This is a genomic window from Embleya sp. AB8 (assembly GCF_049739465.1).
Taxonomy (GTDB): domain Bacteria; phylum Actinomycetota; class Actinomycetes; order Streptomycetales; family Streptomycetaceae; genus Embleya.
On sequence record NZ_JBMHHY010000034.1, the window covers coordinates 1 to 17,143 of the forward strand.

Genomic DNA, 17,143 nt, shown 5'->3' on the forward strand with positions numbered 1-17,143 from the left:
CCGATACGAGGTCAAGGCCTCTCACTTCGGTGCGTTCGTCAGCATCGCCTCCGCACTCATCTGCTACCGGCGATACGCCAAATGAGACCACTTCTAAGGGAGTCGAACCCTTGACCTACGCATTACGAGCGCCCACAGGGTTCCCCTGATCCTTGCCGATCCTGCCTCGCCTTTCGGTAAAACACGAGGTCAAGTGCCCTGCATTGCCCCGGCCTTGCCCGATCCTTCGGCACCGAGCCTTCTTATCCCGTCCCCTGAGCGTCCCCACGGGACAGCCTTTCGGGGCGTTGTCCGAGGTGATTCCTCGCGCAGTGGTCCAGGCGGCTACGCATCGCCATACCCGCAGAAGTAGGCCCGTATCTCCTGCGCCAGCACCCAGCAAGCGCAGGGCGAAGAAGGATGGTGGGTCATATCTGCAGGTCCAAGTCGAGTCCGGCGGTGAGGACGCTCGGGCCGCGCGCTCGACCCGTCGACTTGGCCGAAACGCATGCGGGTAATCACGCAAGAAACGCCCCGCGCTCGGGCGCGCAGTTGCGGATCACCGGTGTCGATGGCAACCGCCGCTTCATCAGCACACTCGAGGTGGGTGGCTCACAGACCTCATGCCTGGCAGCGTAGAACACGACCCCGACATCGCCGATCATCATATTCAAACGCCTGATCGACCGCACAAGCAGCTCTTCTTAGTCAAGAAATAGCAATAGAAAAGAAAAATCCAGATCAATGGGATCTCACCTGCCCATATAGCGAGCCACCTAAGGAAGTCGAACCCTTAACCTATGCATTACAAACCTGAGAGTGATCACGTTGGCTTCTGTCGCCGTCGATCACTAGGTGATGAATCTGCAGGCCAGAGAGATACCCTCGGGCCCCCCGATACCGCCCGAACCGGCACGTGCTGCCCCGTTTGCTTACGCGTCGCTCCCGCACCCGATCCTCCACGCTCGCCGACCGGCCTCTACCACGTCCAACAGAAACCCCCGGCCCTGATCCACCTTCGGCCTCGTAGCACCCCAGAGCACCCGAAGCCGCGTGTGCAATCGCTTCCTGCGCTGGCGGCTTTGGCGCGACGGGAGGATCACGATTCCCCTACCGAGTTCCAAGCTTCGCCCCTATGAAACGCCACAGGCACCCCTCCTCGTCCCGGATACCCCGCTGCCTTGCGAACCGGAGGTGGCCTCGCTTACCAGGGCAGTCGGCTTAACCCACGCGGGTTGGCCGGAGGTCAGCAAGGGTGCGGTGCCGATCGCCGCCGCTGTGACCATGGGCGAGTCCGCCAGCGACCGCAACCGCCAGGGACGACACCTAGGTGGACGGCGCGGCTGAGCTCGCGGTCGAGGCCGTGCCTATGAGCTCAGCACTCACGTTGACAGCGGCTGCTGCTGCCGCACGGCAGCCGATGCAAGCACTGAGAGACCGTGCTGCGTCACGCACGGATCTCGGTGGATGGCTGGACCGACAAGGCCAGACGCCCCTCGCAGGTGAGGCTCCTCGACTACGCTCGTCGCTGTCATTGGTAGGAAGCGTGACGTGCCGACTTGAGCAGAGTCTGCGCGGCCAGGGAGAGACGGATACAGGGTGTACAGCGCGCAGCAGAGTCGCATCGAGAGCTTCATCTGGGGGATCGCGGACGACGTACTGCGCGATGTATACGTGCGCGGTAAGTACCGCGATGTCATCCTCCCCATGCTGGTACTGCGCCGCTTTGACGCCGTACTCGAGAAAACCAAGGACGAGGTCCTCCGGACATACAAGGAACTCACGAACCTTGGACTGGTCGATCCCGCCGAGTTGGACCCCCCTTTGAGGCAGGCAGCGAAGGAAGCGTTTTACAATACCTCTCCATTTACCCTCCAGAAGCTCGCCAAGCGGACTACCGCGCAGCAACTCCGCATCGACTTCGAGGCGTACCTGGATAGCTTTTCCCCGAACGTCAAGGAAATCCTCGACAACTTCGAATTCCGCAACCAAATCCCTAAGCTGTCTCGTAACGACACCTTGGGAATGCTGATCAACAAGCTGCTGTCCTCGGAGATCAATCTTTCCCCCGAACCCGTACTCGATGCCTACGGGCGGGTCCGTCTTCCGGCTCTCGACAACCACGCCATGGGAACGATTTTTGAGAACCTGGTGCGCCGGTTCAACGAGGAGAACAACGAGGAGGCCGGCGAGCACTGGACCCCACGTGACGTGGTCAAGCTGATGACGAGGCTAATGTTTCTGCCCGTAGCAGACAAGATCAAGGGCGGCACCTACCTACTCTACGACGGCGCCTGCGGCACCGGCGGAATGCTGACTGTCGCTGAGGAAACTCTGCGCAAGCTCTCGGCCGAGCATGGTGGAGAGGAGGTCGTTACCCGGTTGTATGGTCAGGAGATCAACTCCGAGACATACGCCATCTGCAAGGCTGACATGCTTCTAAAGGGTGATGGCGAGGCGGCTGACAATATCAAAGGCGGACCTGAGTGGTCCACGCTCTCTAACGACGCTTTCCCTGACCACCGCTTCGACTTCATGCTCGCCAACCCTCCTTACGGCAAGAGCTGGAAGTCCGATCAAGAGCGCCTTGGCGGGAAGGCAAACATCTCCGACCCGCGGTTCAATGTGATTTTCGACGGCGAGACAGCACCTTCATCTCTGGTAACCAGCTCCAGCGACGGTCAGATGGTTTTCCTGGCGAACATGGTCTCGAAGATGAAGACCGAGTCGCGGTTGGGTAGCCGGATCGCCGAGATCCACAATGGCTCGTCCCTGTTCACGGGGGACGCTGGCAGTGGTGAGAGCAACATCCGTCGCTGGATCATCGAGAACGACTGGCTCGAAGCCATCGTCGCACTTCCACTGAACATGTTCTATAACACTGGCATCGCGACGTACATCTGGGTGATCACCAACCGCAAGTCGGCAGACCGCAAAGGGAAAGTGCAGCTGATCGACGCCACCGGTTGGTCGACCCCTCTGCGCAAGAACCTAGGAAGCAAGAGCTGCGAGCTGTCGCCCACCGACATCGAGTGCGTCACCCAGGTATTCCAGGACTTCACGCAGACCCAGCACTCGAAGATTTTCAAGAACGAGGAATTCGGCTACTGGAAAATCACAGTGGAGCGCCCACTCCGGCTGCGTAGCCAGTTTACGAAAGAGCGCGTGAAGATACTGCGCTTCGCATCGGGCGACAGGGAAGCACGAGAGCTGCTCTACGAGAAATTCGGCGACGATCTACACACGAACTTCGTGAACGTTGCCAGGCAGGTGCGGGAGCAGTTGGAGCTATGGGCCCGCGCGACCGGATCCGACGAGGAGGAACCGGACGCTGACATCCCAGTCCTCAAGGAGGCCTCGCGCAAGAAGTTGCTCAACTCTGTGACGTGGGAGCGGGACGGGCAACTCGTCACGGTCGGCACCGCGCTACTCGACGAGCTAGGCGAGCAGGTCTTCGACGACTACAACGAGTTCGACCGCGAGGCCGGCGAAGCGATGGGTCGGCTCGGATTCAAGCTCAGCGCAGCCAACCGCAAGGCCCTGCTGCGTGGCGTGAGCTGGCGCGACGAGACAGCGAAGCCCGTAATCCTCAAGGTCCACAAGGGCGACACGGAGGCCCGCCCCCTGTACGGCCTTCACAAGATCGACAAGCCGATGCTGACGAAGGCAGGGAAGCCTCAGTCCCGGGTCACCGAGTACGAGTCCGACAGTGAGCTCCGCGACACGGAGCAGGTACCGCTCCTGGAGCCCGGCGGGATTGAGGCGTTCTTCCAGCGCGAGGTCTTGCCATATGCGGACGATTCATGGATCAACGAAAGCGCAACGAAGAAGGGTTACGAGATCAGCTTCGCTCGCCACTTCTACAAGCCGCCAGTGTCGCGCAGCCTTGCTGAGATCCGGGCGGACATTGTGGCCCTGGAGAAGGAGACCGAGGGACTTCTCGGCGAACTGTTTTACGAGGGATCCGAGTGAAGGCGAAACTCTCCACTTACCCGCAATATACGGCCATCGCGCAACCATGGGTAGGCCGCACCCCTGCGCATTGGGGGACCACCCGCGGAAAGAACCTGTTTACACTCGTGTCACGCAGCGTCAGGCCAGACGACGAAGTTGTAACTTGCTTCCGTGACGGAACTGTCACCTTGCGAAAGAACCGACGGACGACAGGTTTTACACAATCCGTCAAAGAAATTGGATATCAGGGGGTCCGCAAGGGCGACTTGGTTATTCACGCCATGGACGCTTTCGCCGGCGCCGTCGGAGTGTCCGACTCCGAAGGAAAGTCCACTCCAGTCTACGCAGTTTGCCAGCCTCGCCCGGGAATCGAGGCCGAGTACTACGCCCTACTCATCAGGCATATGGCTCTCTCTGGCTGGATTACGGCTCTGGCTAAAGGAATTCGCGAGCGGTCCACGGACTTTCGATTTAGCCAGTTTGGCTCACAGTATCTCCCGCTCCCGCCGACCGAAGAGCAGCAGGCCATCGTCAAGTATGTCCGGCGTATCGAACAAGAGGCTGGCGCAGCAATCCGCATCAAGAGAAGGCTCATCGCGCTTCTTGACGAACAACGCGCTGCGGTGATTGAAAATGCCGTAACGAAGGGTGTGCCCGGACCCCTCGCACTACCAACCAGTTTGAAGCATCTGGAGGTAAAGCGGATCGCGAGGCTCGTTACGTCCGGCTCGCGGGGATGGGCGGACTACTACTCCGATACGGGGGACTGGTTCTTGCAAAGCGGAAACATTGGAAGGCGACTTAAGCTCAAGCTGGAAAAAGTTCAGTGCGTCACGATCCCTAAAAGCACTGAAGGCGTTCGAACTCGCGCCCAGGAAGGTGACTTGCTCGTTTGCATTACTGGGGCGATGACCGGAAACATCGGAGTCATCCATAATGAACTGCAGCGCCCTACCTACGTGAACCAACACGTTGCACTCATCAGGCCTCGCCCAGAACTTATCAATTCCGACTACCTCGCTCTCTGCTTGCACTCACAATCAGGGCAGCAGCAGTTCAAAGTTAATGAATACGGCGGCACGAAGCAGGGTCTCGGGCTTGCCGAAGTGAAGTCGACTCGCGTACCGGTTCCTCCGATAGATGTGCAAACGTCCATTGTGCGATACGTGGCACAAGAGACGCGGCAGATTGACTTTGCGATTACGCGCGCCGAGCGCGAAATTTCCCTCCTCCGCGAATACCAGACTCGACTGACCTCCGACGTAGTGACTGGCAAGCTTGACGTACGGGCCGCCGCAGCCACGTTGCCCGACGCGGACAACTCCAACCGGGTCGCGGCATACGAAACCGACGAGGGCAGGATGAACGCGGACCTGGATGGCGACGACGCGGCCGAGGAGGCGATGTGAACGGCACGGCAAGGCTATACGGCGGAACGGACATGAGTGAGGGCGCTCTCGAGCGCGACATCGTTGCAGATATGACCTCACAGTCGGGTGGATGGAGAGAAGGTTCGCGTTCCTCCTACGACCGCGGACGTGCCATTGACACCGAACAGCTCCAGGCGTTCTTGAAGGAGACGCAGCCCGAGGCTGCTGCGGCGTTCGAACTGGCCATGCCTCAGTCTCAAGTCCGCGCTCAGTTCCTCAATCGCATCCAGGGATACATCACCAATTACGGCGTCGTGGACCTCTTGCGGAAGGGGATGAATCACTCCACTAGCACAGGATCCTTCGAGGTCTTCTTTTACGGAGCGACGCCCTCGCCAGGAAACAAGGTGGCCGAGCAGCGCCACCTCGCAAATCGCTGGACCGTGACCCGTCAGCTGCGCTATAGCCAGGATGAAGCTCAACTGGCACTGGATCTGGCCATCTTTGTCAACGGCCTGCCGCTGGCGACGTTCGAGCTGAAAAACCGCCAGACCAAGCAGACCGTGGAGGACGCGGTCGAGCAATACAAGAACTCGCGTGACGCACGTGATCCGCTCTTTGCTGACGGCCGCTGTCTGGCCCACTTCGCTGTGGACGAGCACTCCGTGCGGTTCTGCACGCAACTGGCAGGCAGAAAGTCCTGGTTTCTCCCCTTCGACAAGGGGTGGGAGAGCGGCGCCGGTAACCCGCCCAATCCGGACGGATACCGCACCGCCTACCTCTGGCAGGATATCCTGTCGCCAGCAAGCCTCTCGGACATCATCGAGCACTACGCGGTTCGCCTGCTCGAGAAGGATCCCAAGACCCGGAAAACTACGCGGCGGCAGATCTTCCCTCGCTATCACCAGCTCGACGTCGTCCGTGCGCTCCTCAAGGACAGTGAGGCAAACGGCGCGGGCCAGCGTTATCTGATCCAGCACTCGGCTGGCAGCGGCAAGTCCAACTCCATCGCGTGGCTGGCGCACCAGCTGGTGGGTCTGGGCGGTGACGACTCATCCGTGTTCGATGCCGTAATCGTAGTGACCGATCGCATCAACCTGGATACGCAGATCGAGCGTACGGTCAGGTCATTCACACAGGTCCGGTCCCTGCTCAAGCACGCCGACAAGTCGAAGGACTTGCGCGAGGCCCTTGCCAACGGCACAAAGATCATCATCTCCACGGTTCAGAAGTTCCCGGTGATCCTCCAGGACATTGGCGACACTCATCGGGAACGACGGTTCGCCATCATCATCGATGAAGCGCACTCCGGGCAGGGCGGTAAAACAACACATGCGATGAGCAATGCGCTCGGTCCCGCTGGCGAGGCCACCGAGGAAGAGGAGACGACAGAGGACAAGATCAACAGGATCATCGAGAGCCAGAAGCTGCTCAGAAACGCCAGCTACTACGCGTTCACGGCCACGCCCAAGCCCAGGACGCTCGGCTACTTCGGTCGTCCAGGGGCAGGCAGTCAGAAGTACCCCTTCCACGTCTACACGATGAAGCAGGCGATCGAAGAGGGCTTTATCCTCGATGTCCTGAAGACCTACCAGACGGTCGAGAGCTATTACAAACTCGTCAAGTCAGTAGAAGACGACCCCGAGTTCGATGCCAAGAAGGCCGCGAAGAAGCTGCGTCGGTATGTCGAGGGCAACACTCACGCTGTCCAGGCCAAGGCGTCGATTATGGTTGATCATCTGCTGAACAACGTGATACGGCCGCGGAAGGTGGGGGGTAAGGCCCGCGCCATGGTCGTGACTGAAGGCGTCCAGCGGGCACTAGATTATTACTTCGCTATTGACGCTTACCTGAAAAAGCTAGGTAGCCCCTACCGGGCCATCGTCGCCTTCGCCGGTGAACACGAGCACGCCGGCAAGAAGGTCACCGAAGCCAGTATCAACGGTTTCCCAAGTAGTGCCATCGAGGAGACATTCCGAGAGGATCCGTACCGCATCCTGGTCTGCGCGGACAAATTCCAGACGGGTTACGACGAGCCGCTTCTACACACCATGTACGTAGACAAGACGTTGTCCGGTGTCCGAGCTGTCCAGACCCTGTCCCGGCTCAACCGCGCCCATCCGGACAAACGCGACGTTGCGGTTCTGGATTTCTATAACAAGACCGAGGTCATCCAGAAGTCCTTCGAGAAGTGGTATCGCACCACGATGCTCGCTGACGAGATCGACCCCAACACTCTCCATGACCTGCGGGCGATCCTCGATGTGGCAGGGGTCTTCGGCCAGGACGACATCGACAGGTTCGTAGAGATGTTTCTGGCCAAGGAACCTCGCGCACACCTGGAGACGTTTCTCGACCAGCTCGTGCTGGCATATCGGGAACTCGGCAGCGAGGACCAGCAGGTCGAATTCAAGGGGACGGCCAAGGCGTTTGTGCGCACCTACGACTACCTTGCCGGCATCCTGCCTTACCGCAACCCGGAGTGGCTAAAGCTGTCGATCCTGCTGACGTTCCTTATCCCGAAGTTGCCCGCGCCCATCGAAGAAGATCTCTCCCGAGGCATCCTGGAGACGGTTGACCTGGAGAGTTATCGGGCCGAGCAGCAGACTGCGATCAGTATCGCCTTGGGGGACGAAGACGCGGAGCTTACTGTCACCGCTCCGACGGGCCAAGGCCAGCGCCCGGAGGTCGAGCTGCAGCGCGCCTCGGTCATCTTCAATGAGTTCAACCGAAATTTCGGAAACATCCCTTGGACTGACAAGGACCGGATAAGCCATCTCATCGGGGTGGAAATCCCGGCGAAAGTCCGCGAGGACAAGCAATACCTCAACGCCCAGAAGTTCAACGACGAGCAGAACGCCCGTGTCGAAAGCGATGCCGCGGTGCTGCGGGCGATCATGGCGTTTCTCAAGACAGACACCGAGCTGTACCGTCAGTTCGCAGGGGATCCCTCGTTCAAGCGGTGGCTAACCGATATGGTCTTCCGAGAGACCTACGATCCAACATCCGGCGAGAATGACGGGAACATCGATGGGCCACCCTCCTCGGAGCAGAGCGGCTCTTCGGACTGACGGCCAGCATTACAGCTCGATGGACACCGGGACGGAGATCCTCGCTTCAATCTCACTGCGGATAGGAGTAAGGAGGTCCGTTTCGGTGTCCCGAGTCCGGATGCTAATCAGCAGAGCATACCGCACGGGTACCTGGGCCCGGTCCATCGCATTCTGACGCTTCCACCAACCGCCTGCCGGGTACACGGCGAGGTGAGCCCGTTCAGCGAGATCGCTTGCCGTTCCTTCCCAGATATCCGAGCACAAGCTGCCGCGCTGCCGCTGCTGAGAGCCAAGGAGCCAGCCGGGGTCCAGCTTCGTCTTGCGCTTTCGGCCGCCCGCTGCGCGGCCCACTTCGGCCGCTGCCGCGTCATTTGAAACACGCAGCTGGAACTCTGCCGGGCCCTCGCCCTGCCGAGGCAGGTCGAAGCGAAGCTCGTGTGACGGGTACGCGAAGCGATCTCGCCAACCCTGGCCACCAACCCAGGGCTCCACGAAGTACGAGAGCGTGACGCGCATGTGGACGCGTTCGTCCCCAAGATCCTGCAGCTCCCTGACCGGCCAGGGCAGTGAGTGGACTTGCATCTGGGCAAACGCCAGCTGTCCTCTACTGGCGCGAAGCGGCAAGAGTTCTTCCTCAGCGATGAGGGTGAGATCGTGGAGGGAGCTGCTCAGGAGGCGCTCCTCACTTGGCACACCCCATCCATACCGGCGCAGCAGTGCACCCAGGAGCTGTTTGTTGCCCTTGGTCTTGAAAGCGCCCGCAGCTGCAAAGTGTCCCCACATAGTCGGAGTCCACTCAGCGCAATGGATCAGCAGCCCCCGCGCCGCCTCGGGACCCAGATTCGGATAGCGGTCCATCACCAGCGCGGCGAGGCGGGCAGCCTGTGCAGTCGCAGGGCTCGTAGCGTGCACGGCGTGGACCAGCTGGTGGGAACTCCGGGACGTCGTAAGCAGTCCATGGCTGGGCGCAGCCACGGTGTCGAGCTCGCCGCCTGGCGCTGACTGCCAGAGCAGATTGCCGCCCTCCATCACAATGTCAGGCTTGTTCGGCCATCGGCTGTCCAGCTGCACTCCCGTACGACTGAATGGCGACAGTTCGCCCTCCGAGGCCATAGGGCGCCACTCGGCATAAGCCGACCCTTGCGTGGGTAGTCGGGCCATTCGCGTATACGCCCCCACAGTGACCGCATTCCAGCTCTGTGCGGGATCCTCTACCGGCGTGAGATCGCAGCGAGTTAGATGATCCTGGTCATATCCTTCGCGCACGTTGCCTGCGGAGACGAGGAATAGGCGCCCCGGCCCCGGTCGATTCGGGGTCAGCACGGTGACCTCCCCACCGTCGGAGACGACCACCTCGTGTCCGTAAGCGAGGGCGTCCACGGTGATGGACCATGCGGTGGGCTGGCCTGCCTCAGGCGACACCGCCTCCGTGTGGTCAGTGACGGACATGGAGAAAGCGCGCCGGGTCAGCGGGGCATCGATTTCCGTCAGCGCAACGGCTTCCGCCATGATCGTTCCGTAGTCACCAGCGCACCGGGGCTCGCCGTCAAGTCCCAGAATTCGCACCGACTCAACGCGATGGCATAGATGCACGGGAAGATTGGTACCCAAAACCTCGGCAAAGTCCCCGTACAAAGCGAGTCCTGCCATGGCAGTGCCATGCCCGTCCACATCGCCTGCCAGTCCTTCAGTGTGGAGTGTCAGGCTCCGGGACAGAGAGTGCTTCAGCAAGGGGTGATGGGCAAGCACACCTCCGTCAAGAACTGTGACAGCGGGTGCGTCCTCGCGCTGTGCTGGGATCGTTCGGGACAGGAGATCTGCGACGAGGTCTTCCTGTAGAGAAAGAGGGGCTTCGACGAAGGCTTCAGCAGCTGAGGAGGGACGCACCTCCGTGGGCAGAGCATTAGTCCCCACCAGTCCGGCGAGCTGTGCGGAAGTACCTTGTACGTGAACGACCGAACGCCTTGCGAACGTGAGAGTATGCCTACTCAAGGTCAGGCCGAGGACGGGACCGAGCCGCCGAAGGACTTCCAGGGGCTCTTCTTCCTGTAGGACCGACCGCTCCAGCCACACCTGCCACCAGCGCACACCTGTGGGCAGCGCCTCAAGCCCACGCCACAGGTCACCGACCGAGGCCAGAGAAATCTCATCAACATTGGCGACGAGATCGGCGTCGCCAGCACTGCTGACGAGGTTCGGCCCTCCATCTGACACAGCCCCCGATTCCGCATAGGCGTCGATGCGCTGGCCGAGCCGATCCGCCCCCGAGCCACCCACAGCGACGAGAGCGACCTCAGGCCGCGTCTTACCGGGCGGGGAGGACATAGCCACCAGACGGCAGCCGGACGAATCAAGCTTCGCAATCGGTAGTAAATAGCCGGCGGCGGAGGTGACGGCCAGCAATGTCTCGTCGGCCGCTTCCCCTGACGGGATACGGGCTCGTCGAACCTCCCCCGCGTCCAAGGCGGCGGTCAGTGCGGTCCTGAGACGGCTCGCATGAGCAAGGCGATCTGTGATGGGGCGAATCTTTCCCCCGCTCCCGCTGCCGGACGCTTTGAATGAACGATCGTCTGCCGGGGGCAACTCCAGGTGACGGGACCTCCGCCCGCCCTCCCGCTCAGGCACCGGCGGCAGTACGACGCTCGGCCAAGGCCCGGTCGAGTACGGCGGGATCAATCACGTCGCTTCCTCCGAGGATCGCTTGTTTCGCGGCCGATTCGGCCGCGGCCACGAGTTCCGCATGGCTGAGTCCGACTGTTCCTGACGCTACCTCAGCCCACGGCACACATGATGTGTCCATCACCGATAGCCGGCGGCGGAGGACCTCCACAGCCTCGCTCCGGCTCGGCCGGCCGTATCCCACGATGAGGTCGAATCGACGGAACAGCGCGCGATCCAGAATGCCTGCGTGATTGGTCGCCGCAACCACCAGGCTGTGAGGCTCAAGTTCATCGAGGAACAACAGGAACGAGTTCAGGATGCGCCTGGCCTCCCCAACGTCGTTGCCCGCGATCCGTTCTGCCCCGAGGGCATCGAACTCGTCGAAGAGGTACACGGCACGCGTGCGCTCGACCGTGTCAAAGACCACGCGCAGCTTTGCCGCTGTCTCTCCCATGAAGCGGCTGATAAGCCCGTCGAGCCGGATGGTGTACAGCGGCAAGCCAAGCTCATGTGCCATCGCCGACGCCGACATACTCTTACCTGTTCCGGGCGGACCGGTTAGCAGCATTCGGTGGACAGGTGAGAAGCCGAAGTCCGCCAGCTTTCCCCGCTGTCGCTGCTCAGACAAGGCCAGATCAAGATGAGCGCGCACCTCCGGATCGAGTGTCATCTGATCCAGGCTGTACTCGGGATGGCTGTGGATCAGCATCCCGGCCAGCTCGCCCTCTAGGGGTGGCGATGCCACCGGCTCCAGATGGCGAACACGCGACCTTCTGGCAGCATCGATGAAGTCCCGAAGTGAAGCAGCAGCGCGCGTGTGCCCCTGACGCGCTTCTCGCGCTGCTACCTGCAGAGCAACCGCGTAGAAGCCACGGTCATCACCCGACGCATGCGCTTCTACCAGCGCCCTAACATGTTCAGCAGACGCAGCCATCAGACTGGGGCACTCCTTCCTAGGTCACCAGCCCGCCCCGCCTGGTCCCCGGAGGGCGACCTCAGAGTGTCACGAATCCCGACGGTACTGCAGACTACTGACAAGACTGATCCAGGCGACTGCCGCCAGCGACCCGAACGGTATCTTCGCTGCACCGACGGAGCCAGGGCGCCAAACCCGCTGACCAGCTCTCGTTCGACGGGCTACCCCCAGCGCCACGATCTACGCCCGGGAACAGGTTGGCGAGTGGTGACAGGTCCATGACACTCCTGTTAGGCAGCAGCCCGTGGCGGGGGTTGTTGCAAAATCGATCACGCCGTGCAATGTCACGCTGATTCCGTTGCGGGGCTCATGTGCGGTCCCTACTCTCAGGGGCACGCGTCGACTGAGACAAGTAGCCGAGAATCACGCGAGCAGAGAGAGCCGCAGGCAGCCAGAAGGCAGTTCCCACGTCACACGCCCGACAGGACGGGAAGAGCGCACGCCGAACCGCGCATACAACGCCTGCGCCCGAGCCCACCTCGATGGCATGTGCTCGCAGCCCCTTTGACTGCGCGGTGGCCGACGTGCATCGCGCGTTCGATCCAACGCCGACCCGGCCCAATGGTCGCGCCGTCGCCACCGAACAGCCTTTGTACCCACGAGAGTTGCCGCCCTCACCCCCAGACCCGCTATCACCCGTTGGGTGCCCTACGGGCCATTCCCGGGGTGGGCCCTGATCCTGCGGCACCCACTCCCAACGGCCCCACTCTGAAAGGTCCCACCGCGACCCCGACCCCGCACGGAAATTACCCGAAAGGGCTGCCTTGAGACGAGGACCCAACCGGCGACTTCGGCGGGGCCCGCCGCGAGAAGGCCTGTCGGATCCGGGGGCACGCGAACACCCACCCGGGCGACCGGCGGACCGCGGGTGCGGCCCCTGATCAGCCAGAGCAGGAGTCTCGCGGTGCCAGCGTCCCAGTAGACGGTCTCGAGTACGAAGTCCTCCCGTACCCGGCCGCCCCGGCGGCGGGCGGTGGCGCCCTTGACCTTCACCGAGCCCGGCGCCTGGTGAGGTCCAACTCCTCGATGTTGACGCCCACGAGCACTCCTCGGCGCGGGTGCAGGTCTCGTAGAGCATCCGCAACAGCGTCTTCTCCCGCAGATGGACCTCGCCATGGGCGATCAGCCGATCGACGGACAAGCAGGCCGAAGTCTCGGAGTCCGACACGGCCAGCCGCTTCACCCAGGCCGAGACCGTCGGCCCCTCGTACCCGCACTCGGAGCACCAGCCGTCCAGGACAGCACTGCCGCGGGCATTCCAGGTGTTCACCTCCGAGCGCCCCCACAGAAGCCTCGCCGATCTCCTCGTCCTCCACCCAGGCGAGCGGCCAGCCCTCAAGCCCCGAGGGCGCGAACGTGCATCGAACACGGATTGTCGCGACCACCGAAACACAGAGCAACGCATAGGACACAAAGATGCTGATCGTACACCTTCATGTCCGCATTTGTAGCTATTTGACGCGTCCCCATGACGTCCCCAGTTGGTGACATATTCAACAAGGAGGAACTACCTTGAGTAGTTCCTCTTGTTCAAGAAATAGCAATGGACAGGTAAAACCCCAGGTCAACGGGGTCTTACCTGTCCATATATTGAGCCGCCTAAGGGAGTCGAACCCTTGACCTACGCATTACGAGTGCGTCGCTCTAGCCGACTGAGCTAAGGCGGCTTGTCCTGCCACCTCGAAGGTGGCGACAGGGAATGAGTGTACACACCCGTCGGGGTGGTCCACACGCGCGTTTGTCGTGGGTCAGTGGCAGGTCTTGCCCTTGGTGGGGACGGTGCCCTGGGTCAGGTAGTCGACCACCGTGCGGTCCACGCAGTCGCTGCCTCGGCCGAAGGCGGTGTGGCCGTCGCCGTCGTGGGTCAGCAGGTTGCCGGAGGCCAGTTGGCCGGCCAGGGCGCGGGCCCAGGCGTACGGAGTGGCCGGGTCGCGGGTCGTGCCGACCACCAGGATCGGGGCCGCGCCCTCGGCCCGGATCGGGTGCGGCCGGCCGGTCGGCGGGACCGGCCAGGACGCGCAGGACAGGCCCGCCCAGGCGAGGTTGCGGCCGAAGGTCGGGGACACGGCCAGGTAGTCGGGCAGGTCGTGCCGGACCTGCTCGCGCGACGTGGCGGCGGGCGGCGCGTCCAGGCAGTTCACCGCCGCGTTGGCGGGCATCAGGTTGCTGTACTTCCCGTCCGCACCGCGTTCGTAGTACTGGTCGTTGAGCTCGAGCAGCCGCTGCCCGTCACCGCGCAGTGCCGCGTCCAACGCCCGCCGCAGGTTCGGCCATTGGTCCTTGGAGTAGAGCGGCGACAGGATGCCCGTGGTGGCGATCGACTCGGTCACCCGGCGGGTCGCGTCGCCCGGCAGCGGGCGGGCGTCGAGCTGTTGCAACAGGCCGCGGATCTTGGCCAGACCGGCCGCCCGGGTCGCGCCGAGCGAGCACGAGCCGCCGCCGACACAGTTGTCCAGGAACGCCGCCAGCGCGGTCTCGAAGCCGCCGCCCTGCACCTTGTTGGCGTCCGCCGCCGACAGGCTCGGGTCCATCGCGCCGTCGAGCACCAGCCGGCCCACCCGCTGGGGGTAGAGCTCGGCGTAGGTCGCGCCCAGGAACGTCCCGTAGGACGCGCCCAGGTAGTAGAGCTTGGCGTCGCCGAGCGCCGCGCGCAGCAGGTCCATGTCGCGCGCCGCGTCGACCGTGCTCACATGGCCCAGCAGATCGCCCGAGTTGCTCGCGCAGGCCTGGCCGTACGCCCGCTCCCCGTCGACCCACGCCTGTTCCTCGTCCGGGGTGTCCGGCGTCGCGTCGAGCTGGGTGAAGGCGTCCATCGCGGTGTCGGGCAGGCAGCTGATCGCGGTACTGCGCCCGACCCCGCGCGGGTCGAAGCCGACGATGTCGAACCGCTTGCGCAGCTCGGCCGGATAGCGGGTGGCCGCGTACTGCGCGAAGTCCAGGCCGGAGCCGCCCGGTCCGCCCGGGTTGAGCACCAGCGAACCGATCCGGTCCGGCCCGGTGGCGGGCTTCTTCAGCACCGCGATCCTGATCTTCGGACCGTCCGGCTTGGCGTGGTCCAGCGGCACCTGGAGCGTGCCGCACTGGAAGCCGCCGCTGCACGGGGTCCAGCCGATCGGCTCCGCCGCCGCCGTGGGCGGGGCCTTGTCGGTGACCTGGCCGTCCCCGGTCACCGGCGCCGTCGCGGAGTCCGCGACCCGATCCGGCGACTTGGCCGACGAGCCGGATCCGCACCCCGCCACCAGAAGCAGACCGACCGCCGCGGCGGCGACCCTCGCGCACGAACCCCGCATCATGCGACCCGCTCCTCCGCTAGCCCGGTACGACCGTGCCCCTCTGGGGAGGGTAACCACGCGAGCACCCGATCCGCCCGAACGACGCGACCGACGCGACCGACGCAACCGACGCAACCGACGCAACCGAGCCGTCAACTACACCGCTTCCCCTTCGCCGGCATCGTCCCCTTGAGCAGGAACCCCTCCACCGCCCCGTCCACACACGTGCTGTTGCCCCCGTACGCCGTGTGCCCCTCACCCTCGAAGGTCAGCAGCGTCGCGTCGGCCAGCTGGTTCGCCAGCTTCTCGGCCGAGGCGTACGGCGTGGCCGGGTCGCCCGTCGTGCCCACCACCAGGATCGGCGCGCTGCCCTGCGCCCGGATCGGGTGCGGCTTGGTCGGCGACTTGAACGGCCAGTTCTCGCAGCTCTGTCCGGTCAGGTCCTCGGCGGTGACATCGCGCGACATCAGCGGCGCCTCGGTCTTGAGCCGGGTCAGCGCGGTCTGCACCTGCTGCGGCGTCGGCGCGTCCCCGGTGCCGTCCGCGCAGCCGATCGCCACGAACGCGTCGGAGCTGTTGTCGTAATGGCCCTGCTCGTCGCGCCCGTTGTAGTTGTCGGCGTAGAACATCAGCGCGTCCGGCGACTTGCGCACGATCGCGTCGGCGAGCGAGTCGCGCAGATACTTCCACGCGGTGTCCTTGGCGCCGTAGAGCAGGCTGATCACCCCGGTCCAGCCCAGGCTGGAGGTCAGCTTGCGGCCGGTCCGGCCGACCAGCGGGTGGTTCTGGAGGCCGTCCAGGAAGTCCGCGGCCTTGTTCGGCGCGGTCTTCGGATCGTTGCCGAGCGCGCAGCCCGAGCGGCCCGCGCAGTCCTCGGCGAACCGACGCAGCGACCGGTCGAAGCCGACCTGCTGCTCGACCGCCGCGCTCAGGCTGTCCGCGGCCGGGTCCACCGCGCCGTCCAGAACCAGCCGACCGGTGCGGTGCGGGAAACGCTCGGCGTAGGTGGCGCCGAGGTAGGTGCCGTAGGAGAAGCCCAGGTAGTTGAGCTTGTCGTCGCCGAGCACCGCCCGCAGCACGTCCATGTCGCGCGCGGCATTGTCGGTGCCGACGAACGGCAGCAGTTCGCCGGAGCGCTGTTGGCACTCGGCCGCGTAGCCCTTCCCCCGCTCCTTGGCCCGGGCCTCGGCCCGGGCCGGGTCCTCGGGCAGGTCCTCGGCCACGAACGCGTCGCGCTCGGCGTCGGTCATGCACTTCACCGGCGCGCTGCGCTCGACCCCGCGCGGGTCGAAGCCGATCAGGTCGTAGGCGTCCTGGACCGGCTTGCCGATGGTGTCCTCGGCCATCCACCACGCCGCCTTGACCCCGGAGCCGCCCGGGCCGCCGGGGTTGAGCAGCAGCGAGCCGAGCCGGCCGGCGGGCTTGGCCGCGGTCTTCCGGGTGACCGCGATGTCGATCGTCCGGCCGGTCGGCCGGGTGTAGTCGAGCGGCACGGTGAAGGTCGCGCAGCGAAACGCCTTGGACTGGTTGCGCTGGTCCGGGTCGTCGCTCTCGCAGGCCTTCCAGGTGGGCTGCTGGGTGTAGAAGCGCGCCAACGCGGGATCGGGATCACCCGGCGTGGCGGGCCCCTTCGCACCGCCCGCGGTGGGGCTCGACGTGCCTCTGCGGTCGGCGCCCGCGGCATCGCCGAGATCGGACGCGACGCTACAGCTCGCGACCGTCGCGACGGCGAGCGCGACCGGGATCGCCCGGCCGAGGAACCCCACTCGGGATATTCGTTTCACGCGTACTGCCTACCATCGAACGCCCACCCGCGCACGAATGGGACCCCGCGGGACCACGTCCGACCGCCCGGAACCAGCCGCCGGGCCGCGCCGG

7 protein-coding genes, 1 tRNA gene and 1 pseudogene are annotated in these 17,143 nt (G+C 63.8%); 3 read left to right on the plus strand and 6 right to left on the minus strand.

Translation table 11 applies throughout. The annotated features are described in order from the left end of the window. Positions 1-1,578 precede the first annotated feature (1,578 nt). Genes ABIA38_RS37795 through ABIA38_RS37805 form a run of 3 tightly spaced genes read left to right on the plus strand, consistent with a single transcriptional unit; the run spans position 1,579 to position 8,374 of the window. Positions 1,579-3,951: a type I restriction-modification system subunit M gene (locus ABIA38_RS37795; RefSeq protein ID WP_424643509.1), complete on the plus strand. Its 2,373-nt coding sequence runs from the start codon at positions 1,579-1,581 to the stop codon at positions 3,949-3,951. Continuing rightward, on the plus strand, positions 3,948-5,342 hold the full coding sequence (locus ABIA38_RS37800; RefSeq protein ID WP_424643510.1) for a restriction endonuclease subunit S: 1,395 nt from the start codon (positions 3,948-3,950) through the stop codon (positions 5,340-5,342). The genes ABIA38_RS37795 and ABIA38_RS37800 overlap by 4 nt, the downstream gene beginning before the upstream one ends. Continuing rightward, positions 5,339-8,374 carry a type I restriction endonuclease subunit R gene (locus tag ABIA38_RS37805; protein ID WP_424643511.1) on the plus strand — a complete coding sequence of 1,012 codons (3,036 nt, stop codon included), beginning with the start codon at positions 5,339-5,341 and terminating at the stop codon, positions 8,372-8,374. The genes ABIA38_RS37800 and ABIA38_RS37805 overlap by 4 nt, the downstream gene beginning before the upstream one ends. Positions 8,375-8,383: 9 nt before the next feature. On the opposite strand, the gene ABIA38_RS37810 is transcribed toward ABIA38_RS37805, so the two are convergent. From ABIA38_RS37810 to ABIA38_RS37835, 6 genes and pseudogenes are all read right to left on the minus strand, one after another. Beyond that, a complete protein-coding gene (locus ABIA38_RS37810) occupies positions 8,384-10,819 on the minus strand; it encodes a S8 family peptidase (protein ID WP_424643512.1) in 2,436 nt (811 codons plus the stop codon). 154 nt (positions 10,820-10,973) lie between these two features. After that, positions 10,974-11,951 (minus strand): AAA family ATPase, encoded by a 978-nt coding sequence (locus ABIA38_RS37815; protein WP_424643513.1) that lies wholly within the window; start codon positions 11,949-11,951, stop codon positions 10,974-10,976. A gap of 900 nt (positions 11,952-12,851) precedes the next feature. Next, positions 12,852-13,330, minus strand: a pseudogene (locus ABIA38_RS37820) (site-specific integrase); the annotation flags it as partial. 256 nt (positions 13,331-13,586) lie between these two features. Next, positions 13,587-13,660: transfer RNA gene (locus ABIA38_RS37825), tRNA-Thr, on the minus strand. An 81-nt stretch (positions 13,661-13,741) separates the two neighbouring features. Further along, on the minus strand, positions 13,742-15,286 hold the full coding sequence (locus ABIA38_RS37830; RefSeq protein WP_424643514.1) for an alpha/beta hydrolase: 1,545 nt from the start codon (positions 15,284-15,286) through the stop codon (positions 13,742-13,744). Between the two features lie 131 nt (positions 15,287-15,417). Beyond that, positions 15,418-17,049, minus strand: coding sequence for an alpha/beta hydrolase (locus ABIA38_RS37835; protein WP_424643515.1), 1,632 nt, complete (start codon positions 17,047-17,049; stop codon positions 15,418-15,420). Positions 17,050-17,143 lie beyond the last annotated feature (94 nt).

Coding starts and splice junctions, on each gene's coding strand:
- ABIA38_RS37815 (WP_424643513.1), bottom strand. CDS start 11,951: ATGGCTGCGTCTGCTGAACATGTTAGGGCGCTGGTAGAAGCGCATGCG.
- ABIA38_RS37830 (WP_424643514.1), bottom strand. CDS start 15,286: ATGATGCGGGGTTCGTGCGCGAGGGTCGCCGCCGCGGCGGTCGGTCTG.